13 protein-coding genes and 5 pseudogenes are annotated in these 23,537 nt (G+C 67.3%); 3 read left to right on the top strand and 15 right to left on the bottom strand.

From position 1 onward, the window contains the following. Positions 1-23: 23 nt before the first annotated feature. From GKC70_RS12690 to GKC70_RS12630, 13 genes and pseudogenes are all read right to left on the bottom strand, one after another. Positions 24-1,933: pseudogene (locus GKC70_RS12690) on the bottom strand (hypothetical protein). Beyond that, positions 1,930-3,234 carry an oligosaccharide flippase family protein gene (locus tag GKC70_RS12685; protein ID WP_317870666.1) on the bottom strand — a complete coding sequence of 435 codons (1,305 nt, stop codon included), beginning with the start codon at positions 3,232-3,234 and terminating at the stop codon, positions 1,930-1,932. Before GKC70_RS12685 ends, GKC70_RS12690 begins: the two are co-directional and overlap by 4 nt. Beyond that, positions 3,231-4,241, bottom strand: a complete 1,011-nt coding sequence (locus GKC70_RS12680; RefSeq protein ID WP_342648843.1) for a polysaccharide deacetylase family protein — start codon at positions 4,239-4,241, stop codon at positions 3,231-3,233. The genes GKC70_RS12685 and GKC70_RS12680 overlap by 4 nt, the downstream gene beginning before the upstream one ends. Positions 4,242-4,250: 9 nt before the next feature. Beyond that, on the bottom strand, positions 4,251-5,387 hold the full coding sequence (locus GKC70_RS12675) for a glycosyltransferase (protein ID WP_342648842.1): 1,137 nt from the start codon (positions 5,385-5,387) through the stop codon (positions 4,251-4,253). Continuing rightward, positions 5,380-6,345, bottom strand: a complete 966-nt coding sequence (locus GKC70_RS12670) for a glycosyltransferase (protein WP_342648841.1) — start codon at positions 6,343-6,345, stop codon at positions 5,380-5,382. Before GKC70_RS12670 ends, GKC70_RS12675 begins: the two co-directional genes overlap by 8 nt. Continuing rightward, positions 6,342-7,711, bottom strand: a pseudogene (locus GKC70_RS12665) (O-antigen ligase family protein). Before GKC70_RS12665 ends, GKC70_RS12670 begins: the two are co-directional and overlap by 4 nt. Further along, positions 7,708-8,826: a glycosyltransferase family 4 protein gene (locus GKC70_RS12660; protein WP_342648840.1), complete on the bottom strand. Its 1,119-nt coding sequence runs from the start codon at positions 8,824-8,826 to the stop codon at positions 7,708-7,710. Before GKC70_RS12660 ends, GKC70_RS12665 begins: the two are co-directional and overlap by 4 nt. Then, positions 8,823-10,397 (bottom strand): lipopolysaccharide biosynthesis protein, encoded by a 1,575-nt coding sequence (locus GKC70_RS12655; protein WP_342648839.1) that lies wholly within the window; start codon positions 10,395-10,397, stop codon positions 8,823-8,825. Before GKC70_RS12655 ends, GKC70_RS12660 begins: the two co-directional genes overlap by 4 nt. Positions 10,398-10,414: 17 nt before the next feature. Continuing rightward, a complete protein-coding gene (locus GKC70_RS12650) occupies positions 10,415-11,482 on the bottom strand; it encodes a polysaccharide biosynthesis/export family protein (protein WP_342648838.1) in 1,068 nt (355 codons plus the stop codon). A 13-nt stretch (positions 11,483-11,495) separates the two neighbouring features. Further along, complete coding sequence (locus GKC70_RS12645) at positions 11,496-12,143, bottom strand: CpsD/CapB family tyrosine-protein kinase (protein ID WP_116888151.1); 648 nt, start codon at positions 12,141-12,143, stop codon at positions 11,496-11,498. A 1-nt stretch (position 12,144) separates the two neighbouring features. Continuing rightward, positions 12,145-12,891, bottom strand: coding sequence for a sugar transferase (locus GKC70_RS12640; RefSeq protein WP_342648837.1), 747 nt, complete (start codon positions 12,889-12,891; stop codon positions 12,145-12,147). Continuing rightward, positions 12,888-13,952 carry an NAD-dependent epimerase gene (locus tag GKC70_RS12635; protein ID WP_295485221.1) on the bottom strand — a complete coding sequence of 355 codons (1,065 nt, stop codon included), beginning with the start codon at positions 13,950-13,952 and terminating at the stop codon, positions 12,888-12,890. The genes GKC70_RS12640 and GKC70_RS12635 overlap by 4 nt, the downstream gene beginning before the upstream one ends. Next, complete coding sequence (locus tag GKC70_RS12630; protein WP_342648836.1) at positions 13,949-15,313, bottom strand: UDP-glucose/GDP-mannose dehydrogenase family protein; 1,365 nt, start codon at positions 15,311-15,313, stop codon at positions 13,949-13,951. Before GKC70_RS12630 ends, GKC70_RS12635 begins: the two co-directional genes overlap by 4 nt. A 381-nt stretch (positions 15,314-15,694) precedes the next feature. Here GKC70_RS12630 and GKC70_RS12625 point away from each other — a divergent pair. Next, positions 15,695-17,394: pseudogene (locus tag GKC70_RS12625) on the top strand (sulfatase-like hydrolase/transferase). 43 nt (positions 17,395-17,437) lie between these two features. On the opposite strand, the gene GKC70_RS12620 reads toward GKC70_RS12625, so the two are convergent. Beyond that, a complete protein-coding gene (locus tag GKC70_RS12620; protein ID WP_342648835.1) occupies positions 17,438-18,757 on the bottom strand; it encodes an MFS transporter in 1,320 nt (439 codons plus the stop codon). 161 nt (positions 18,758-18,918) lie between these two features. Here GKC70_RS12620 and GKC70_RS12615 point away from each other — a divergent pair. After that, positions 18,919-20,015, top strand: a pseudogene (locus GKC70_RS12615) (sugar diacid recognition domain-containing protein). A 122-nt stretch (positions 20,016-20,137) separates the two neighbouring features. Beyond that, a pseudogene (locus GKC70_RS12610) lies at positions 20,138-21,279 on the top strand (glycerate kinase). A 45-nt stretch (positions 21,280-21,324) separates the two neighbouring features. Here GKC70_RS12610 and GKC70_RS12605 read toward each other — a convergent pair. Continuing rightward, the gene (locus GKC70_RS12605; protein WP_342648834.1) at positions 21,325-23,469 is read right to left on the bottom strand and encodes a methyl-accepting chemotaxis protein; all 2,145 of its coding nucleotides are present in this window, start codon (positions 23,467-23,469) and stop codon (positions 21,325-21,327) included. Positions 23,470-23,537: the final 68 nt, after the last annotated feature.

The following is a 23,537-nucleotide window of genomic DNA, read 5'->3' as shown; positions in this document are numbered from 1 at the left end:
TGGGTGACGGCTCGTCCAGCGTCTTACGACGCGTTCCAGGTCAGGGCGAACAGCGTCTGCCCTGGCAGTTGAAAACTCAGGCGCCCCTGGCGGCAGTCGAAACGGCCGACGCGTGGGCGGTTGTCGGGGCCGAACAGCTCCAACTGCCCGCTGGGACAGCGCTCCAGGGACAGTTCGACCTGTTGCTGCCGGTCGGCCTTGTTTACCCCAGCAGGCTGCGCTGGCGACCGTCGGCCATGGCCAGGGCGTCGACCTCGAAGGCGTCGTTGTCCAAGGCCAGCACCTGGGTCAGCCAATGGCGCTGGATGAACTGTTGGGCCAGGCCCACCGGCTTGAGCTCGAAGCGCGTTTCACCGAGCACACGGACCATGCCCTTGGGCCACTGCGGCTCGTCGGCGACGTGAAACCAGTTGAGCATGTCCAGCAGGCCGTCGGACGAGGCGTTGATCACCACCGAGGCCCACCACAGGCCGGCGTAGTGGGTGTTCTGCTCGTAGGGGCTGAGGGTCGAGCCGCTGGACAGGTTGGTCTGGTCGATCAGTAGCGCCTTGCGCGGTCGACCCTGGGCGTCGAGGCCGACCAGGTCGGCGGCCTGGCGCACACTGTCGCGGTAGCTGCGGGTGGCCAGCAGATCGCGCACCATCCACTCATGCCAGGCCAGGGCGTCGATCTGCGCGCCCTGTTCCTCCAGCAGGCGGCGCGCCCAGTCCAGGCCGCGGCGCTGCTGACTGGCGCGGGTGAACGGCCCGCCGATCAGGCGCGAGGAGGCGGGCATGGCGATGCGCACGCCTGCTTCGCGAGCGCCAGGCCAGGCGCGCACGCGTGCGGCCATGGCGCTGAAGAAATCGCGGTAGCTGGCGTAGTCGCGATAGTTGAGGTTGGGCTCGTCGGCGAAGGCCAGGTAGTGCAGGCCCTTGCCGCCCAGCCGCGCGGTGGCGGCCAGCCAGGCCTGCAAACCGTCGTGGCTGGTGCGGTCGGCCGCCAGGTCGGCGCGCCGGCCGGTACCGGCCAGCAGGGTGATGTCCTGGCCGATGGCGAAACGCTCTTGATACAGGCGCCGCCAGGCGTCCTCGTAATCGGGCTGGCGCGCCAGCACGTCCATGAAACTGTAGTAGCCGGCCGCCTGCGGGCGCAGCGCATCGAGCACGGCGAAACTGGACGGCGGTGGCAGGACATAGGGCAGGTTCAGCCCCAGCAGCGGCGTGCGTCCGATCACCTTGGCCTGTAGGCGCAGGTGCACTTGACCGGGCAGGTCGGGCACGTCGCTCAGGTCCTCGGTGCGCTGGGCGAACAGGTTGGCGCTGCCGTCGAGCCAGAACGCCGTCTTACCGCGCCCTTGCAGGCGCAAGCGCCAGGTTTCGTCGCGGCGACTGCTCGGCAGCGCGTGCTGGTCGAACTGCCAGTAGGCCGGGTAAGGCTTGAGCGTCAGGTTCACCTGCTGGCCATCGCTCAGGCGCTGGGCCCAGAGGCCGCGCACGCCGCCGTGATACTTGCCGGCCAGGGTGGCCCGTTCGCCCGCCTTGACCCGGAAGTACAGGGTCACATCCGGCCCGACCTCGGCGCTGAAGTGCACCTTGGCCGGGGCGAACTGCGCGCCGGTGCTGTCCGCGTGCTCGGCCTGGTAATCGCGAAAACTGTAGCCCGGCACTTCCAGACGGTATGGTCCGGCGCCGGGCGTCAGCGGCCAGCGCTGCTCGCCACGCACCTCGGCGGCGACGATGCGGCGCTCGCCGCGCAGTTGCCCGTGGCCGTCGAGCAGGTACAGGTGCTCGCTGTTGGCATCGGCCTGCCAGGCTGGGCGCCAGCGCACCAGCAGGGTGTCTTCGGCGCTCGGTTGCAGGTACAGGCTGCCGTCGCGGATGTCGCCCCATTGCAGCTCGGCGGCCTGGAGCCATGGCGCACCCAGGACCATCAGCAGCAGCCAGCGCTTCATGCCGGCCTCCGTTGCAGCAACTGGCGCAATGGGATGCAGTCGCTGGGCAGCATGATCAGCGTGTGCCACAGCGGCACGCCGCTGAGCCGGCAGTACAGCACCAGCATGGCCAGGGTCACCGCCAGGTAGGCGATGGAGGACGCCGCGGCCGCGCCGACGATGCCCCAGTGAGGAATCAGCAGCAGGTTGAGCAGCAGGTTGAGCGCAGCGCCGGCCGCCATCATCAGCGACACCGCGCCAGGGCGGTTCTTGCCCAGCAGGTCCAGGCGCAGGATGCTCGCGTAGCACAGCCCCAGCAGGCCCGGCAGCAAGGCCAGCAGCGCCGGATAAGCCGGCTGGTAGGCGATGCCGAACAAGGTGACGATCAGCCAGTCGCCGATCAGCGCCATGCCCAGGCAGGCACCGAGCATCACCGTGGCGGTCAGGCGCAGGGCCAGCGGCGTCAGCTTTTCCATGCCGGCGTCCTGTTGCAGCAGGCGTTTCATCAGTGGCGTGGTGACCGCCTCGGGCACGATCAACAGCAGTTCGGCAGCGGCGCTGGCCATGGCGTAATGGCCCAGTGCGGTGCTGCCGAGCAGGGCGCCGATGAACAGGTAGTCGGCGCGCAGGATCAGTTGCTGACAGAGCAGGTCCGGGTGGCTCTTGGCGCTGTAGGCGAGCAGTTCGCGCTGGCCGCTGCGGTCCCAGCGCAGGCGCAAGGGATGCTGGCGGCGCAGCCACCACAGGCCGAGCACCAGCACCAGCGCGAGGCCGGCCAGCCAGCTGATCAGCGCCGCCTCGAGCGCCTGTTCGCGCCACATCCAGAACAGCCCGAGAAACAGCAGCAGCGGCGCCAGCGATTCGCTCAGGCGCAGCAGGTTGAAGGCGCCGACGTCGCCGCTGGCGTTGTGCAGGGTCAGCAGCCCGCTCTTGAGCACCGTCATCGGCACCGCCAGCAGCAACAGCCAGGCCAGCAGGCCCAGTTGCAGGGTGATGTCCAGCTCGCCGCCGAAGGTGCGCACCAGCGCCACGCAGGCCAAGGTCAGCAGGCCGGCCAGCAGGCAGCCGTAGATCAGCACCTGGGCCAGCAGCAGGCCCATGTCGCGCTGCTTGGCCGCCTGGTAGCCGAGGGCACTGTTCAAGCCGCCGCTGGTGGCGGCGCTGATCAGGTCGGGCAGGGTGCTGAGCAGGGCGAACAGGCCGCGCTCGCTGGGGCCGAGGATCCGCGCCAGCAACACATTGCGCAGCAGACGCAGGGCGATCATCGCCAGCTTGGTGCCCATGCTCAGCGCCAGGTGGCGCAGGTAGTGGTTGCGGCTCATGGGCGGCTGCCCCGGGCGATACGCCAGCCCAGCAGCGAAGGGTGGCTGGCGCTGCGCTGACTGACGCCGATGCGTGGCAGCGCCAGGGCATCGTCCTGGCCCTGGCAGATGCCGGGGCGGGTGCTCAGGGCGAAGGGGTAGTGGTGGGCGGCGATGCGCGCGCGTACGCGTGGGTCATGGTCGCCATTGGGGTAGCAGTACACCGGCAGCGGCTGGCGACAGCCTTGCTGCAAGGCGTGGTGGCTGCGCTGGATCTCCGCGTCCAGGCCGTTGTCGTCCAGGCCCGGCAGCAGCGCATGGCTGGCTCCGTGGGGGCCGAAGCGCACCAGGCCGGACGCTTCCAGTTGGCGTACTTGATGCCAGTCCATGGCCTGGGGCAGGGCGTCTGCGGGGCAGGCGTCGGTCAACTGCAGCAGGGTCGCTGAATCGAGGGTCTTGAGGCTTTGCAGGTAATGCGCCAGGGCCAGGCTGCGCGCGGGCGTCTGCTCGGCCAGCGCCGCAGCGGGCGGCAGCGGGCGGCCGAGATCGTGCAACGCGTCGATGAGGGCGCGTCGGGCGGGTTCGCCATGGCTGCCCCACAGGGTTTCGCCGACGCTCTCCCACCAGAAGCGCTGGCGGCTGCCGATGTAGTCGGTGGACAGGAAGATGCTCGCCGGGGTCTGGTACTGGTGCAGCAAGGCGAAGGCGTGGCTGGCGTTGTCGCGCCAGCCGTCATCGAAGGTCAGGGCGAGTTTAGGGCGCTGGTCGTCGCGTGGGCGGCCGTGAGGCTGCAGCAGGTCCATGAGCCCGACGCAGTCGAAGTGCCGTGGCAGCCAGCGCAGCAGGCGCTCGAAGGCGCGCGGGCCGACGCACAGCTCGTTGCGGTGAGGCAGCGCCGCACTGGCGTCATCGGCCAGCACCCGGTGCAGCATCAGGATCACCCCAGCGCCGCGCAATTCGGCGCGCCCTTGGGGCGATCTGAGGTAGAGCCAGCCACTGGCCTGTTTGATCCGGGTCTTGATCGGCATGTCCATCGCTCATCGATTCTGGTCGGGGTTCCACTGCGTGTAGCTGTGCCCGCGCAGGAATTGCCACAGGCCCACGCACATGCCGGCCAGGGTCACCAGTACGAACGCCGCCAGGCGCAGCACTTTGGGTGGGCGCGCCGCGGGGTACAGCAGGCCCGCCAGTGCCGCGCCGTAGCCCAGCACCTGCAGCGCGAGGGTCAGTTGGTAGAAGGGCGATTGGCCGATCAGGCACAGGTTGGCCAGCAGCAGCGGCAGCAGCAACACCGGCGCCAGGCGGCGGATCAGCTTGTGGCTGATCAGGGCGATGGCGTACAGGCCGTGGCGCAGGGGATTGAGCAGTTCGCGGCGCGCAGCCAGGCTCTGCAGACCGCCGACGGTGACCCGCTGGCGACGGCGGAACTGTTTGTCGGCCTCGTCGACGCCCTGGTCGAGGACGATCGCCTGCGCCACGTAGACGATGCGTTTGCCCGCCACCGGCGCACAGGTGCTGATGTGGAAGTCGTCGTTGACCTGCGGCGGGATCGGTTGGAACAGCGCGCGACGCAGGGCCAGCAGTGCGCCGTCGGCCGAAACCATGCAGCCGGTGCGGTTTTCCACCTGACGCACCCACGCCTCGTAGTGGCGGTACAGGCTGTCGCCCAGGCTCAGGCCTTTGCCGGGGTCGGGGATGATCATGTGCCCGGCGCTGGCACCTACGTCAGCATCGGCGAAGGGCGCCAGCAGCAGGCCCAGGGTGTTGCCGGCCCATTGATTGTCGGCATCGGTGAAGACCAGGATGTCGCCCCGACAGTGCGCCACCGCCGTGTTCAGCGCGCCGGGTTTGCCCAGGCGCGGCAGGTCGAGCACCTGCACCCGGGGGTCGTTCAAGGCCCGCGCCAGCGCCACGGTCTGGTCGCTGGACCCGTCGCTGGCCACCAGCACCTGCAACTCGGCGGCCTGGTAATCCTGGTTCAGCACGCTGTTGAGCTTGGCCTGGATATGGCGTTGCTCGTTGTGTGCGGCGATCACCACGCTGACCCGTTGCGCGGGCAGCGCTGCGCGCCTGCGCCTGGGGAACAACGGCGCGGCCAGGGACAGCAGCAGCGGATAGCCGACCCAGGCGTAGAGGGGCAGCGACAGGCACAGCCAGAAGATGAACTCAGCCACGGGCGGGCCTCCTTGCGCTGCGGTTGAGCAGACTGAGCACGAAGGCCGCACCGGCGATGTGCAGGCGCAGCCAGTGCAGAATAAAAAGTTGCAGGGTGAACAGCGCATCGCGCTGGCGCAGGCTCTGGCGCACCGCCAGGGCCACGGCGGGTAGGGCGCCGCCAAACAGCAACCCCAGGGCCAGGCCGGCGAACCCGCACAGCAGCGCCGAGAGCGCCAGCGCGTCGATCAACCAGACGCCCAGCGACAGCAGCGGAAAGCGCAGCAACCGTAGGCTGGCGCCGTGGCTGCGCAACAGTTGCAGGTGACTGCCCTGGCGCCACAGCTCCTTGCCCAGCCATTCGCCCCAACTGCCCTCGAAGCCCCAATGCAGCACCGCCGGTTGGCACACCAGGCGCAGCCGAGCCCCAGCCTCGTGCAGACGCAGGGTGAAGTCCTTGTCCTCACCGGTGCGCAGGGCCTCGTCGAAGCCGCCCACCTGGACGAACCAAGTGCGGCGCATCAGCAGGTTCGGCGTCGGCAGCCAGGTGCGCGACTGCACCGGCTGGCCGCCGCGCAGGGTACGGCGTTGCCAGGCGTGGGCGAACCACGGCGCCTGGCCTGGGGTCTCGCAGTCCAGGGCGAAGACGTCGCCGCGCTCCTGCTGTTGCAGGTCCATCAGCAAGGCCAGCCAGTTGGCGGGCACCTCGATGTCGGCGTCGACGAACGCCAGCCACTTGCCACGGCTGACCTCGGCGCCGCGGTTGCGCAGTGCGCCGATGGACACGCCCGGCAGGCTCAGCACCTGCGCGCCTTGGCGGCGGGCGATGGCCGGTCCGTTGTCGCGCGAACCGTTGTCGACCACGATCAGCTCGCACTCCAGCCCCGCGAAACGCGCGGCCTGGCGCGCGGCATCCAAGGTCCGGCCAATGTGCCGGGCTTCGTCGAACATGGGGATGACGATGCTGACCACACTCATGCCTTGGCCTCCGCCAGCTGGGGTTCACGGGCCTGGCGCAGCAGCACGCTGGACAGCGCCAGCATCATCCACAGGTACTTGTGGCTGGGCGCGCTGAGGAACATCAGGAACAGCCCGATGGCCAGCATGCACATGGTCAGGTGGGTCATCAGGTCGGCGCGCGCCACATCGCCCGTCGCGCGCCAGGCCGCGCGGGCCTGCCAGAAATTGCGCAGGGCCAGGGCGATCATGCCGACGAAGGCCAGTCCGGCCGGTACGCCGGTTTCGCTGAACAGCTCCAGATAGGTGTTGTGGGCGCGGCGGTAGAGGTCGGTGGTCTTGCTGTTCTCCGGGGCGAAGGCCTTGGAGAAGCCGGTGTCGGCGTAGTGCAGCGGGAAGGTGCCGGGGCCGGTGCCGAGCAATGGGCTGTGGCTGATCATGCGCTGGCCGACCACCAGGTAAGAGGAACGCCGCCCCAGGGACTCGTCCTGGTGCGCGTTGACCCCGGACTTGAGCAGCATCAGCGACTCGATGCGCTCGGCGTAGCCCGCCGGCATCAGCGCTGCGCCCAGCGGCAGCACCACGGCGATACCGAGCAGGGCGAAGCCCAGGTGTCGGGGCGGATGCGGGTGAGCTGTTCGCGGTAGTTGTAGAGCACGATGCCCAGGCTGATCAGCAGTACCACCAGTCCCGAGCGCGACTCGGTCTTGGTCATGCCCACCAGCAGCAGCACGCAGCAGCCAGCCCAGAACAGCTTGAGCAGGATCTGCCGGGTCTTGATCGTCAGCCACAGCCCCAGCGGCATGGCGATGGTGATCAGCAGGGCGAAGGCGTTGGGATCGAGCATGGCCGAGGCGCGGCCTTGCTCCTGGTATTTGGTGGAGAAGATGGCGAACAGGCAGGTGACGCAGACGCTGACGGTGATCAGTCTGGCCAGCATCGGCAGGTTGAGGTCACGGCCCACCAGCAAGGTGATGACGAACACGATCAGCCCCACCAGTAGTTCGCGCAGGTGCACCAGCGACAGGGCCAGGCTGTCGCTGGTCCACAGGCTCAGCAGGTACAGGGCCATGAACGGGAGAAGCAGGCGCCATTGATTGCTGCGCAGGCGCTCGCCCGGCAGTTGGCGCACCGCCAGTTGCAGGGTGAGGATCAGCACCAGGCCCAGGCCGATCAGCTTGGCCCCGGAGACCAGGCTGTCCTTGAGCAAACCTTCCAGCGGTACCAGCGCCGCGATGGCCAGCAGACCCCAGGCGGGCTTGCGGTACAGCACCAGCGCACCGGCCAGGCCGACCACGGCACCCGGGGCGAGGAAGGGATAGGGGCTGGCCAGCAAGCCGAGCGACAGCAGGGCCGCCAGGCCCACCAGCGACAGTGGCACGATCATGCGACGACCTCCTGGGTGGCACCCCGGTACACCAAGGCCCAGTGCTGGGCCAGGGTGGGCAGGTGATGGCGCTCGCGTTGTGTCTGGCGGGCGCGGGCGACCAGTTCCTCGGCCTGCTGCGGGTCGTCCAGCAGGGCGTGCAGGTGAGCGCCCAGTTCCTCGACCGCGAGCGGCGCGGCGAGCAGGCCGCTGCGCCCGTGCTCGATCACGTCTGGGATGCCGCCGACGCCGAACGCCACCACCGGTACGCCGTCCTGCATGGCTTCGAGCAGGATCATCGGTGTGCCTTCGGTGCGCGAGCTGATCACCAGGGCATCCAGGCGCTGCATCCAGGCCTGCATGTCGTGCTGGAAACCGGGCAGGGTGATGCGTTCGCCGAGCCCGGCTGCGTCGATGCGTGCCTGCAAAACGGTGCGCTCCGGGCCTTCGCCGAGCATCACCGCGTGCACGTGCGGCTGGCGTTGGCACAGCGGGATCAGCGCGTCGAGGAACAGGTCCGGGCCTTTCTCGCTGGACAGCCGGCCGACGTAGCCTGCCAGCCATTGACCCGTGCGTGCGCTGTGTCCATGCGCTTGGACCCGCTCCTGGGGCGCGCCCGCGCCGACGGGCTCCGGCAGGCCGTTGGGGATCACTTGAATCTTGCTGGCGGCCACCCCGGCCTGGCGGTGAAGGCGGGCGATGCTCTGGGCCACGCACACCACGGTGGTGACCGTCGGCGTGCGGCACAGTTGCAGACTCAGCCAGGTGTAGAAGCGCTGCTTGCGGCTGCGCGGGGTGAAGCCGTGCTGGGTGGTCACCAAGGGCAAGCGCCACACAGTGGCCGCCAGCCAGCCGAACAGCAGCCCCTTGAAGTTGTGGCTATTGAGCAACGGCCGGGCGCCGCGCTGCGCCGACACTACCCTGAGCACCTCGCCCAGGCCGTTGCACACTTGGCACTGGACACCGGCCTGGCGGAAGCGCGCCAGCAAGGCGTCCGGCGCGCCGAGGAACAGCACCTGGTGCCTGCCAGGGGTGGCCAGGCAGTGGTCCAGGAGCATGCGCTCGGCGCCGTAGAACCCGCCGCTGCCGAGCAGGTGCAGGATCGGCCGGCCAGCGGCGGGCAGGGCGGCGTTCAATGCCGCACCCAATGCAGCAGGCGCGGCAACGACCAGCCTTTATGCGGATTGGGTTGCGCCGGGTTCTGGTCGTTGATCACCAGCAGCACCGGCAGGTTCAGCGCCTGGCCGATCTGCGCCGGGTGCTTGAAGCGGTGGTCGAAGAACTCTTTGACGTAGACCAGGGCAATGGCCAGCAACAGCCCGGTGACCAGACCGAACGGAATGATCAGGCCCGGTTTGGGGAACGAGGCATTGGCCGGCTCGTAGGGCGCGCTGAGAATCCGCGCATTGGACTGGCTGCCGTCGAGCAGGCCCTGGCCACGGCTTTCCTCGTAGCGCTGTGCATAGGTGGAAAAGGCCTTGTGCAGGGCGTCGATCTCGGTGTCGAGCTGTCGGGTCTTGCTCTGGGTTTCACGCAGTTCGGTGATGCGCTGCTTGTAGTCGGCGATGCGCTGGATCTTCTGGTCGATCACCTGCTGGGTCACGGCCAGGTCCTGCTGGCGTTCGCGGATGCGGTTCTCGACGATCTTCAGAAATTGCGCGCGCAGTTGGGCGATCTGCTGGCGGGCGATGACCATTTGCTCGGCGCCGGGCTGGAACACCGTGGCGTCGCCGTTGTAGCGGGCCAGTTGGGTGGTCAGTTGCTCGCCCAGTTGCTTGATCTCACGGTCTTCGAAAGCGATGTTGTCGACCGTGGTGGTGAAGGTGTAGGGGAAGGCGTAATCGGCCATCTTCGCCTTGCTCGCCGAGGCCAGCGCCGTTTGCAGGTAGTCCAGCCACTGCTGGTTTTCCAACTGGCGATCACGTTGCAGGTTGAGCGCCTGTTCCTCGGTGTTGATCGCGTTGAGGCGGAAGGTGATTTCCTCTTTGGGATCGGACGAGGCCACGGCCGTCAGCAGGCCCAGGCGCTGGCCTTCGAGGTCATCCAGACGCGCCTGGTAGTGCAGTTTCTTCTGCTCGTAGAAGGTCTCGGGCAATTCGTTGGACTGCAGGTCCTGGCGGTTCTTCAGGAAGTTGTCCAGCAGACGTGCGACGAACAGGGTGCCGACATGGGCGTCGTCGGCGCTGTAGGTGATGGAGATGACGTTGGAGCCGGGCAGGGTTTCCACCTTCAGGTCCTTGACCGCCTGGTCGGTGAGGTCGTCGAGCTGGGTGTCGCGCTCGTCGGCCACGTTCTTGCCCAGCGCCCTTTGCAACGGCTCGATCACAGCATGGCGCAGCGGGTCGATCAGGGTCCGGCGCAGCAGGCCCGGCTCTACCGGATACTGGCCTTCCTGGCGCAACTGGCCGATGGTCTGGCGGATCAGCGTGGGCGAGCGCAGGATGTTGCTTTCGGTCTCCATGTCGGCCAGCGACGGCGGGATGAACTGGTCCGCCTGCTGCGCCAGGGACGAGCTGGTGTCGCTCTGCGACAGTTTCTTGGACTGGACGATGACCTCGGCGGTGATGTCGAAGCTCTGCTTGAGCACCAGCGGCAGGATCAGCGCGATCACCGCGAAGATCAGGAACACCCGTTTCACCAACTGGCGGTTGGCGAAGAAGATGCGGAAGAACTCGTGCACGTAGTTCTCTTTCGGTTGCGTGGTCATGGTGGCTCCGTCCCCGGTCATTGGCCTGATGCCGCGCCATTGGCGGTTGAACTGCGGCGGTCGTTGTTGTCCTTGTTGTCCAGTCGGTAGCCGAAGCTCACGCCGATACCCTGGAACAGGATCACGTCAGCCAGTTGGCGCGACAGCTCGCCGGCGCTGGCCAGGGCGGTCTTGGGCACGTAGAGCATGTCTTCGGGCTGCAGGTAGGCGATGCTCTGGCTCTTGCCCGACAGGGCCTGGTCGACGTCGTACTGGTAAGCCTGCACGGTGTTGCCGGTGCGGCGCATGATCATCACCGAGCCGAGCTTGGCCTTGATCGTCGGGCCGCGGGCCAGGGTCAGCGCTTCGAGCACCGACACCGGACGGCGGATCTCGAACGCCCCAGGCTGGCCGACTTCGCCGAGCACGTAGATTTCGTTGGCGGCCGTGGACTTGAGCAGCACATCCACGCTCATGCGTCCCGGCAACTGCGCGTAGCGCTCGTTGAGGTAGTCGCGCAACTGATTGACGGTCATGCCTTGCAGCGGCACCGAGCCGATTTCCGGGAAGGTCGCGCGGCCGTCGTTGCCCACGGTGATGTCGCGGCTCATGCCGGTGCCCGGATGGGTGAGGGCGTTCTTCAGGTTGATCTCGTCGGTCATGGGGCTGAGCACCCGTACCGTCACCTGGTCGCGGTTGGGCTTGAATACGCGCTTGTCGTTGTAGGCCTGGCGAATGGCGTTCTCGGCGTCGCTCGGGGTCAGGCCTTCAACGCGCACCGAGGTGTTGGTCGAGGGCAGGGTGATGCTGCCGTCGGGCTGCACCAGTTGCTGGCCGTTTAGGCTGCTGGCGGCCATGAAACTCAGGTCCAGGGTGTCACCGGACTGGATGCGGTAGACCCCGGCGGTGCGGTTACTGACATGGAAGATTACTTCCAGCACGTCCTGCGGGCGCAGCACCTGTTCGCGCCGGGCCACCTCGGTGGCCTGATTCTCGGTCGGCGGGGCAGTGAGGATCTGCACCGGCATCTGCCGGCCCTGCGGGCTGCTGCAACCGGCCAGGGCCAGTACGCACAGGGCAATCGTGGGGTATCTCAGGGCGATCATCGTGTGCGTCCTCTCAGAGGTGGTCGTACAGCCACTTGGGCATGTAGTACTTGCGTTGGTTGAACACGCTGCCGATCAGCCGCGCGCCGGCCTGGCCCAGGCGCTGGGCGGCGGCCTGGGCCACTTCGAAGCGGGTATCCTCGGCGCGCACCACCAGGATCACGCCGTCCACCAGCGGACCGAGGGTCAGGCTGTCGGCGCTGGCGTAGATCGCCTCGCCATCGATCACCACGAAGCGGTACTGGGCGGCGAACTGGCGCAGCAGCACGCGCACTCGCTCCGGGTCCAGGCGTTGGCGGCCGCGCTTGAAGGTGCCTGCCGGCAGTACGTCGAACGGCTGATCGGCCAGGTGCACCACGCAGTCCTGGGCCAGCGGCGGGGTGTCCAGGTCGAATTGCAGGTCGCTGTAGCCGCGCAGTTTGCCCAGCCCCAGTTGCTGGCTGAGGCTGGCGTTGCTGGCGCTGGCGTCGACCAGCAGCACGGCACCGGCGCTCATCTGCGCCAGTTGGCTGGCGAAGGCCAGGGCGCTGGTGCTGGTGCCGGTACCGGTGTTGGCGGCGGTCAGCAGCAGGGTGCGCTGGTCGAGGTCCAGGACGGTGGCGGTGAGGTTGGTCTCGCTCGGGTTGGCGATACGCAGGCTTCTAGAAGTGGAACCGTCCATCTCAACTTGCTCCATGGCCAGTGAATACCTTGAACGGGGTCTTGAGCAGGATCTTCAGGTCCAGCATCAGGCTCTGTTCGTTGATGTAGTTCAGGTCCAGCTCGACGCGCTGGTCGAAATCGATGTCGCTGCGACCGGAGATCTGCCAGAGGCCGGTCATGCCGGGGTAGATCGCCAGCCGCGCCAGGTGGTTGTCCTTGTAGCGGTAGGTGTTGAACGAGGTGGGGCGCGGGCCGACCAGGCGCATGTCGCCAGTGACCACGTTGATCAGGTTGGGCAACTCGTCCAGGCTGCTGCGGCGCAGCCAACTGCCCACGGGGGTGATGCGCGGGTCTTTGTCGATCTTGAAGTCGATGGCGTCGGCGCCGTGCTTGTTCAGGTGGCGCACCGAGTCTTTCAAGGCCTCGGCATTGGCGACCATGGTGCGGAACTTGAACATGCCGAACAGGCGACCGCGGTAGCCGGTGCGTTGCTGCACGAAGAACACCGGGCCTGGGCTGGAGCGCTTGACCAGCAGCGCCAGCACCAGCAACAGGGGCGACAAGACCAGCAGCAGCAGCAGCGCGGCCACGCACGACAACACGCGGTTGGTGCGCGACAAGGTCCACGGGCGCCCGCCGATGCGGCCGGTGATCCAGCCCCGGCCTTGCATGTGGATGGCCGCATCGATGCGCTGGCGGTGCGCCGGATCCATGCGTTTGTCCTGGTACAGCGCCTGTAGCGGGGCGCTCTTCGGTTGTCCTGTCATATCACCCTCCGTTGTTGCGACAGCTCATCAGCAGGTTCGCCGTCTGCCGCGGCGTTCGAGTAGTAGGCCTGGAACCAGGCGACGAAGCGCCCCAGGCCTTCGTCGAGGCTGACCTGGGGGGTAAAACCGGTGACCCGGGCCAGGGCGCTGGCATCGGCGCAGGTGGCCAGGACATCGCCCGGCTGCAGCGGCAGCAGCTCGATCACCGCGCTGCGCTGCAGGTGCTGCTCCAGCAGGGCCAGGTAGTCGAGCAGTTCCACCGGGCGTTGGCCGCCGATGTTGAACAGCCGCCAAGGCGCCTGGCTGCTGGCCGCGTCCGGGGCGAAGGCGTCCCACTGCGGGTCGGCGTGGGGCGGATGGGGCATCAGCCGCACCAGGCTTTCGACGATGTCGTCGATGTAGGTGAAGTCGCGCTGATGGCGGCCATGGTTGAACAACTGGATCGGTCGCCCTTCGCTGATCGCCCGGGCGAACTGCATCGGCGACATGTCCGGGCGGCCCCAGGGGCCGTACACGGTGAAGAAACGCAGGCCGCTGCTGGGAATGCCGAACAGGTGGCTGTAGCTGTGCGCCATGGCCTCGTTGGCCTTCTTGGTCGCGGCGTACAGCGACAGCGGGTGATCGACGCCGTCCTCGACCCGATACGGCGTACGCTGGTTGGCGCCGTAGACCGAGCTGGACGAGGCGTACAGCAAGTGCTGCACCGGATTGCGCCGGCAGCCTTCGAGGATGTTGAGAAAGCCGGCCAGGTTGCTGTCCAGGTAGGCCTGGGGGTTTTTCAGCGAGTAGCGCACGCCGGCCTGGGCGGCCAAGTGGATCACCACGTCTGGGCGCTGCTCGGCGAACAGCCGCGCCACGGCATCGCGGTCGGCCAGGTCCAGGCGGTGCAGCGGGAAGTCGCCCGCCTGCTGCTGCACCCACTGCACGCGGGCATGCTTGAGCGCCGGATCGTAGTAGTCGTTGAAGTTGTCCAGCCCCAGTACCTGGTGGCCGTCGCGCAGCAGGCGCAGGCAGGTGTGCGCACCGATGAAGCCGGCAGCGCCGGTGACCAGCACTTTCATGGCGCGCTGACCTGCCAGTCGGCCTGCTCCGGCGCGACCTGGCGCAGGCCGATGCCGCTGTAATGCAGGCCGTGGGCGGCGACCTGGTCGGGGTTGTAGAGGTTGCGGCCGTCGATGATCACGCGGCTGCGCAGCTTGTTGGCCAGCAGCGCGAAGTCGACCACGCGAAAGTTCTTCCATTCGGTGCAGATCACCAGGGCATCGGCGTCCTGCAGGGTGTCGTCGCGGGTGGCGCACAGTTGCAGGTCGTCCCGGTAGCCGTACAGGCGCCGGCATTCGTCCATCGCTTCAGGGTCGTAGGCGCGCACCGTGGCGCCTTCGGCCCACAGCGCTTCCATCAGGTAGCGGCTGGGCGCTTCGCGCATGTCGTCGGTGTTGGGCTTGAAGGCCAGCCCCCACAGGGCGATGGACTTGCCGGCCAGGCCGCCCAGGCGCTGCTTGAGCTTGGCGAACAGGATGCGCCGCTGGTGATCGTTGATGTCGTTGACGCTTTGCAGCAGGCGCAGTGGCATGCCGCTGTGCTCGGCGGTGTGCAGCAGGGCCTTGATGTCCTTGGGGAAGCACGAGCCACCGAAGCCGCAGCCGGGGTAGATGAAGTGGTAGCCGATGCGCGGGTCGGAACCGATGCCACGGCGCACCGCCTCGATGTCGGCGCCCAGGTGCTCGCTGAGGTTGGCTAGCTCATTCATGAAACTGATACGGGTGGCGAGCATGGCGTTGGCGGCGTACTTGGTCAGCTCGGCGCTGCGGTTGTCCATGAACATCAGCTTTTCATGGTTGCGGCAGAACGGCGCGTAGAGCTCGGCGAGCTGCGCATGGGCCAGCGGGTCGCGGGTGCCGACGATGATTCGGTCCGGGCGCATGCAGTCGGCCAGGGCGCTGCCTTCCTTGAGAAATTCCGGGTTGGAGACCACCCGCACGTGAAGGTGGTCCTTGCCCAGGCTGTGCAGGCGTTCGCGGGCCAAGTTCATGACCTGGTCGGCGGTGCCCACCGGCACGGTTGATTTGACGATCAGGGTGCGGTCGGCGTCCATCAGTTCGGCGATCTGCCGGGTGACGTCGAGCACGTGGCTCAGATCGGCCGAGCCGTCCTCGTCGGGCGGGGTGCCGACGGCGATGAAGATCAGCTCGGCGTGGCTGACCGCGTCGCTGGCCTGGGTGCTGAACAGCAGGCGGCCTTCGCGGATGTTGTCTTCCAGCAGCGAGGACAGGCCCGGCTCGCTGATCGGTGGGACGCCTTGGCGCAGTTGGTTGATCTTGTGGGCATCGACGTCCACGCACAGGACCCGGTGACCCACGTCGGCCAGTGCCGCCGCTTGTACCAGGCCTACGTAACCTGTGCCAAAAACGCTCACGTCCATGTCGGCTTTCCTCATGAGAATGAGTAAGGGGGGTGAAACAGTGTGTTGTCGGTATAGCGCACCCTAACAGAAATGCGTCAAAGCAATGGCATGTTTCGTCAAACTTACAAGCGCTAATGATAAGGCCACTTGCCACCAACCCCTTGTCTGACGCGGCTTTGGACTGAAAATAGAGAAAAAGGAGGTGAAACGTTTAGCCGATGAACGGTTGCAGGCCGCGAATATCAAGGGTTTCGTCGATAGAAAGAGAAATGCGAAGGATTTTTTTCAGGCCGGAATATGGCGTCAGGATATCGACGGAAAATTGACTTTTTCATGTTGAGATTTGTTTCAACAGTGCTACGGTTGGCAAAATCACCCCGTCATCGGAGCGTTGGGATCATGCGCGGATGGATCAAGTTGGCCCTGCTGCTGGCCTACCTGGCGAGTTTTCATGGGTATTACGCCGAGCGTGTCGACGCGCTGGGGCTGGGCGTACCGCTGGTGCTGTACTTGGGGCTGGCGACGCTGTTGACGGCGGGTCTGTTGCTGTCGGCGTGGATCCGTCAGGCCTGGCTGCGCTGGCCGTTGGCGCTGGCATTCGCGGTCGGTGGGCTATTTTTCGACGCCTACCTGCGGATCACCGATTCGTACCTGACCTACAGCGCGTTCGTCTCGATGGTGTATGCCGGCGGCTTCGTCCAGGAGGCACTGGAGCAGTACCACTATGCGATCACCCTGGCGGCCGCCAGCTCGGTGTTGGTGCTGCTGGGCGTCGGACTGCGGCCTGGGCCGACGCCGCGCCTGCCGCAGTGGCTGCCGATCGGCGCGCCGCTGCTGGCGCTGGCGCTGCTGATCGGCATGCTGTTCGTGCGTGCCGGCGAGGGTGCCCGTGGGCTGCCGGTGATGTACACGCCGCTGGCGTACCTGAGCCTGTTCGGCTACGAAGCCTTGCACGACCGGGTGGGACCGCGCGAGCCGGTAACGCTGGCGCAGTCGAGCGCGCCGCTGGCGCGTGACATCGTGCTGGTGATCGACGAAAGCATTTCCGGCAACTACCTGGACCTGAACACACCGACAGGCGTGCCCAGTCATCTGCTGCAGACATACCCCGGCGTGGACATCGTCAATTTCGGCTATGCCGCCTCGGCCGCCAATTGCAGCGCCGATACCAACGTCACCCTGCGCTATGGCGGCACCCGTGAGGACTACCTGCGCATCAACTCGACGCAGCCGTCGATCTGGCAGTACGCCAAGCGTGCGGGCATGGGCACGGTGTACATCGATGCGCAGCGCACCGGTGGCAATCTGCAGAACCTGATGACCGACACCGAGAAGCAGGACATCGACCGTTTCATCCAGTTCGACACCACGCCAGTGGTCGACCGCGACATGGCCGCGTTGCAGCAGTTGATCGGCCTGCTGGGCGACGGCAAGCCACAGTTGATCGTGATCAACAAGCTCGGCGCGCACTTCCCGGTGCACGACAAATACCCCGACGCGTTCATGGCTTATCAGCCGGCGCTGCCACGCGGGCGCTTCCAGGACGTAGCCGATACCGGGTCGCGCGAAGGCTTCAGCGGCACCGCGCAGGACTGGGTGCTATACCGCAACGCCTATCGCAATACCCTGGGCTGGAACGTCGGCGAATTCTTCCGCCGCCTGTTCGCCCAGGCCGACCTGAGCCAGGCCGTGCTGATCTACACCTCCGATCATGGCCAAGACCTGCACGAGCGCGGCAATCCCGGGCTCAACACCCATTGCGACAGCGATCCGGTGATGGAGGAGGGCCTGGTGCCGCTGGTGGTCATCCAGGGGCAGGGGTCAAGGCGCTGGACTGGCAGGCGTACCTGGCACAGAACCGCAACGCTTCAAGCCATTACAACCTGTTCCCGACCTTGCTCAAGCTGATGGGTTATGACGCCTCGGCGGTGGCGGGTGCGTATGGCCAGGCGCTGGATGTGCCGACCCACGACCCGTTCACCTTCAACGCCCGCTACAACGCACGCCTGGGCGGCAAGCCGGATTTCCGGCACATCGACCTGAGCCGGATCGTGGTGCCGCCGCCGCATGAAGCCGAGGAGGTGAATGTCGCGCGTTGAGTGAGTCAGTCCCCGCCGCCCAAAGGCGGGCGGGGATTCGGGCTCAAGACGCCTGGGCATTCCCTGCGCGCGACACGCGCAAGGCCACCACGCTGCCGACCACGATCAAGCCGGCCAGCGAGTACAGCGCGGCGTCGGTGGAGCCGGTCTGGTCCTTGATGAAGCCGACCAGGTAGGGGCTGAGGAAGCCTGCCATCTGGCCGACCGAGTTGATGATCGCCAGGCCCGCCACGGCCGCGCTGGCGCTGAGCAGCGCCGTGGGCATCGGCCAGAACATCGGCAGGCCGGTGAGCGCGCCCATGGTGGCGATCGACAGACCGAGGATGGCAATCGCGGGGTTGCCCGCGAAATTCACCGCGATCAACAGGCCCAGGGCGCCCATCAGCATGGGCACCACCAAGTGCCAGCGGCGCTCGTTGCGCAGGTCGGCCGAGCGCCCCACCAGGATCATGAACACCCCGGCCAGCAGGTAGGGGATTGCGCTCAGCCAGCCGATGAGCAGCGGGCTGTCGAAGCCCAGGCTCTTGATGATCGACGGCAGCCAGAAGTTGATCGCGTAGACGCCGCTCTGGATGCAGAAATAGACGAAACCGAAGGTCCAGATCAGTGGGTTGGTCAGCACCGCCAGCACGCTGTCGCCGGTCGTGGACGGTTTGCTGGCGGCATCACGGGCGAGGTCGCGGGCGATCAGTTGGCGCTGCGCTTCGCTGAGCCACGTGGCTTTCTGATAACCGTCGCTGAGCAGGAACACCGCGAGGATGCCCAGCGCCACGGTGGGCAGGCCCTGGATCAGGAACATCCATTGCCAACCGGCCAGGCCGTGTTGACCGGCGGCGAAATGATCGAGGATCCAGCCGGAGAAGGGTCCGCCGAGCAGTCCCGAGACCGGAATCGCCGACATGAACAGGGCCATGATGCGACCGCGACGGTCCGCCGGGAACCAGCGCGACAGGTACAGCACCACGCCGGGGAAGAAGCCGGCTTCGGCTGCGCCGGTGAACAGGCGCAGCACGTAGAACTCCATGGGCGTGGTGACGAACAGCAGGCAGGTCGACAGGCTGCCCCAGGCGATCATCATCACCGCGATCCAGCGCCGCGGGCCGAAGCGGTTGAGCGCCAGGTTGCTGGGCAGGCCGCAGAGCACGTAGCCGATGAAGAAGATGCCGGCGCCCAGGCCATAGATGGTCTCGCTGAATTTCAGCGCGTCGAGCATCTGCAGCTTGGCGAAACCGACGTTGACGCGGTCCAGGTAGTTGAACAGGTAGCAGATGAAAATGAACGGGATCAGTCGCAGGGTGATGCGCCGGTAGAGCGCATCGCGGCTGGCGTCGTGGCCTTGGTCAGGGGCTGGGCTGTATGCCATGATGAAATTCTCTGTTGTTATGATTGTCACTGCGGCGCCTGTACCGACGCTCGCCCGAACGAGTCTCGGCGAGCCAGGCGCTGCTGTCTTTGTGCGTCTGCACAGCGCCGGGCGCCGGCGATTGTGCCGCACAACGAAGTCTGCCACTGCAAGGAACCCACATGTTCGAACTTGACCACGAGCTGGCCCAGGACATCGTCGACCGGGCGATGGCGATCCTGCCCTGCAACGTCAACGTCATGGACAGCCAGGGCCTGATTCTCGGCAGCGGCGAGCCGGAGCGCATCAACACCCGCCACGAAGGGGCGCAACTGGTGCTAGCCAACGGACGCATCGTCGAGCTCGACGGCGAGGCGGCCAAGTGCCTCAAAGGTGTGCAGCCGGGCGTGAACCTGCCGCTGATGCTCGATGAGCGGTTGATCGGCGTGCTGGGGCTGACCGGCGATCCACAGCACCTGCGCACCTACGCCGAACTGGTGCGCATGACCGCCGAAATGCTGCTGGCGCAACGTAACCAGCAGGTCGAGCAACAGTGGCGACGTCAGCGCTGCGACGACCTGCTGGCCTTGCTGCTGGGCGGTAGCGGCGAGTCGCCCCGACTGGTCGACGAAGCCCGGCAATTGGGGCTCAAGCCGCAGTTGCCGCGTATCCCGTGTCTGTTCGAGTTGGGAGCCGGGCCGCCGGCCGAGTTGTTGTCGGCCTGGCTGAGCAGTCGCTATCCCGACAGTTGGTGCGTCAGCCCGGCGCGCCAATCGCTGTTGTGGTGTCGGCCAGCCTCGGTGGCGCTGGATGAGGCGCGCCTGCTCGAACGCTTGCAGCGTCACGGTTGGCAGGTGCAGCGTCTGGCCTTGGGCGGTGTGGCGCAGAGTCTCGACCAACTGCGCCGGGGCTATCGCCGCGTGCGCGACCTGTTGGCCTATGGTCGCGAGGTGGTGCCTGGCGAGCGTTTGCTGAGCCTGTCGCGGTATCGCCTGCCGGCGCTGCTGTGGCGCCATCGCCATGACGATGCGCTGGACGAGTTGCTCGAGCCGCTGCGGCGCATTGCCGTCAAGGACGCCAGCGGCCAGTTGCTGGCCACCCTGCGCGCCTGGTGCGCCCATGATGGGCAGAGCCAGACCTGCGCCGATGCCCTGGGCATCCACCGCAACAGCCTGCGCTACCGGCTCGAACGCATCGCCGAGCTGAGTGAGGTCGACCCCTGCGCCTGGACGGCATGTTGAGCCTATACCTCGGCTTGCAGTTGCTGCCGGCCGAGTAGCGCCAACGGCCTGATACTCACGGTCATTTGCCCAAACCCGGCCAGGCGCTTTTGTGCAGCGGACAGAAGCCGCGCCGATCGGCAACTGTCAGCATGCCCTGCAACAGGACAGGAGAATCCCCATGAAAATCGTCATCGCCCCCGATTCGTTCAAGGACAGCCTCGATGCCGCCGGCGTCGCCCGGGCCATCAGCGCTGGGCTGGCCAAGGTGTGGCCTCAGGCCGAGCGCATCGAGTGCCCGATGGCCGACGGCGGCGAGGGTACCTTGGAGGCAATCGTCGCGGCCACCCAGGGCGAATTGCGCCGGCAAATGGTGCGCGGCCCCTTGGGGGCGCCGGTGGAGGCGAGCTGGGGCTGGCTGGCGCAGGAGCGCACGGCGGTCATCGAGATGGCCCAGGCCAGCGGGATACAGTGCATCCCAGCGCCGAGCGCGACGCCTGTCGCAGCAGCACCTGGGGCACCGGCGAACTGGTGGCGGCGGCGCTGGCGGCAGGGGCCCGACGCATCGTCCTGGCGATCGGCGGCAGCGCCACCAACGATGCGGGCAGCGGCATGCTGCGCGCGCTCGGCCTGCGCCTGCTGGACGCCGACGGTCAGGCGCTGGCCGAGGGTGGGCTGGCATTGACCGCTCTGGCGCGAATCGACGCCAGCGATCTCGACCCGCGGCTGGGCGAAGTGCACTTCGAGGTGGCGGCCGATGTCGACAATCCGCTGTGCGGCGCCCATGGCGCGTCGGCGGTGTTCGGCCCGCAGAAGGGCGCCTCACCCGAGCAGGTGCAGGCACTGGATCAGGCGCTGGGGCACTTTGCCGACCATTGCGCGCAGTTGCTCGGCGAGGACCTGCGTGATTTCCCCGGCTGCGGCGCGGCCGGCGGCATGGGCTTCGCGGCCAAGGCGTTCATGGGCGCGCGGTTCCGTCCTGGGGTCGAGGTGGTGGCCGAGTTGGCGGGGCTGGAGACAGTGGTGCAGGGCGCCGACCTGGTGATCACCGGCGAGGGGCGCTTCGACGCCCAGACCCTGCGCGGCAAGACCCCGTTGGGCGTGGCGCGAGTCGCCAAACGCCACGCCGTGCCGGTGGTGGTGATCGCCGGCACCCTGGGCGAAGGGTTCGAAGCGCTGTACGCCCACGGCATCGACGCGGCATTCGCCCTGGCCAGCGGCCCGACCAGCCTGGAGCGCGCCTGCAGCGAGGCGGGCGTGCTGCTCGAGGCGCGGGCCGAGGCCATCGCGCGCTTGTGGCAGGTGGCGCGCAGCCGCGACTAACCCTTTCCGCACGTCGGCGCGCCCTGTTCAGGCGCGCCTGGGCACTCACACGCGGAACTGATCCATCAACGCCTGCTGCTGGTTGGCCAGGCTGTTCAGCGACTGGCTGACCCGTGCCGATTCGTTGGCCTGGCCCGACAGCGACTCGGTCACGTCACGGATGGTCGCCACGTTGCCGGTGATTTCCTCGGCCACCGCGCTTTGCTCCTCGGCGGCCGAGGCGATCTGCAGGTTCATGTCGCTGATCACCGTGACCGCCTCGCCGATACGGCGCAGGGCGCCGACTGCATGGCCGACCTGTTCGACGCCGCCTTGGGCCTGGCGGTGGCTGCTGTCCATGGCACCGACCACCTCGCGGGTGCCCGCTTGCAGCGACTCGATCACCTGGCGGGTTTCCTCCACCGACTCCTGAGTCCGTCGGGCCAGGTTGCGCACTTCGTCAGCGACCACCGCGAAGCCGCGCCCGGCCTCGCCGGCGCGGGCGGCTTCGATGGCCGCGTTGAGCGCCAGCAGGTTGGTCTGCTCGGCGATCGAGCGGATCACCTCCAGCACCGAGCCGATCTTCTCGCTGTTCTGTGCCAGGCCCTCGACCTGAGACATGGCGTTGCTCATGTCGGTCGCCAGGGCACCGATGCTGTCGGTGGTGCGGTCGATCACCGCCAGACCTTCACGGGTGGCCTGATCGGCCTCGCGGGCCGCCTGCGCCGCCTGGGCCGCGCTGCGGGCGACGTCCTGGGCGGTGGCGCTCATCTCCTGGGAGGCGGTGGCCACCTGATCGACCTGGCGGTATTGCTGCTCCATGCCGGCGCTGGTCTGGCTGGCGATGGCCGCCGACTGATCGGCGGTGCCGCGTGCGTCCTGCACCGAGCGTTTGACCTCGGCAATGGTCGGTTGCAGCTTGTCGAGGAAGCGGTTGAACCAGCCGGCCAGTAGGCCCAGTTCGTCACGTTTGTCGTAGGTCAGGCGGCGGGTCAGGTCGCCTTCGCCGCTGGCGATGTCTTCGAGCATCGCGGCGACGCCGAGAATCGGTCGGGTCACGCCACGCGCCATCAACCACACCGCCAGCAGCCCGGCCAGGGCGGCGCCCACGCCCAGGGCCAGTTCGAGCAGGGTGCCGCTGGTGTTGAGGGCATCGAGCTCTTGCTTGAGGGCGTCGGCCGGGCCAGTGAGGGCACTTTGCGGCGCGTCGAGCAGCACGCCCCACGGCCTGCCGCCGGGAATCGGGGCGAAGGCCGCCAGCACTTTCAGGCGCTTCTCGCCCTGCAGCACTTGCAGTTTGCCTTCGGCCAGCTTGCTGACCAGCTCTGCGCCCTGGCGCGTGTCGACCTGGTCGAAGCGCTTGGCCAACTCGCTGGCGTCGGCACTGTAGCCGGCCAGCAGCCCGGCGGGGCTGAGAATACCGACCCGGGTGCGGCCCTCGTACAGCTCGCGGCTGGCGTTTTCGGTCAGCGCCTGCAGACTGTTGAGGTTGGTGTCGATGGACAGGGTGGCGATCACTTTACCGTCGACCGATAGCGGGAAGACGATGCTGGTCATCAGCACTTGCTGCCCGGCGATTTCGTAGAAGTAGGGCTCGACGATGCAGACCTTGCCAGTGCTGCGCGGGCAGGTCCACCAGGTGTTGGCCGGCTCGCCGCTGGGGCCGGTGGTGGTGTCGGCCATGTCGTGTTCGGGCAGGGCCATGGAGGTCAGTTGGCCGGCCTTGGGCTGCGACCAGTACAGGGCGAAGCGGCCGGTCTCGTTGCTGCCCAGCTCGGCCTGGCCGCCGAACAGGCTGTCCTTGCCGTCGAGCGCGTTGGGCTCGAAGGTGAGCGACAGGCCGAGCAGATCGGGGTTGGCCTGCAGCGCGGCACGCACCTGGGCGGTGAGATCCTGGCGCAGGTCATAGGCGTCGATGAAGCGCTTTTGCGCCTGCTCGCGCAGGAACAGCACCTGGCGGGCGAAGCCTGCGCCGTACTGGTAGGCGTCCATGAACTGACGGCGGATGCGTTGTGCCTGCACTTCGCCCTGAGCTTCGATATGGGCCTGGGCCGACTCGGTGAGCATCTGCGTACTGCTCGCCTTGACCAGCGCCGAGCTGTGCTGCATGCGGTACAGCGACAGGCCGACGAGCAGGGTGACGATGCTGGCCAGGCACAGCCCGGCGAGCAGGGTGATCTTCCATTGGATGGACAGTTGACGCAGCGGCATGGTGAATCATCCCTTATAGGAACAGAGCGGGGGTCGCCGGATATGTCGGCGTGGACGCTGGTTTCTTT

Origin of the sequence: Pseudomonas sp. REB1044, assembly GCF_038813925.1 — a bacterium.
GTDB lineage: Bacteria > Pseudomonadota > Gammaproteobacteria > Pseudomonadales > Pseudomonadaceae > Aquipseudomonas > Aquipseudomonas boreofloridensis.
This window is presented reverse-complemented; position numbering and strand designations above follow the sequence as displayed.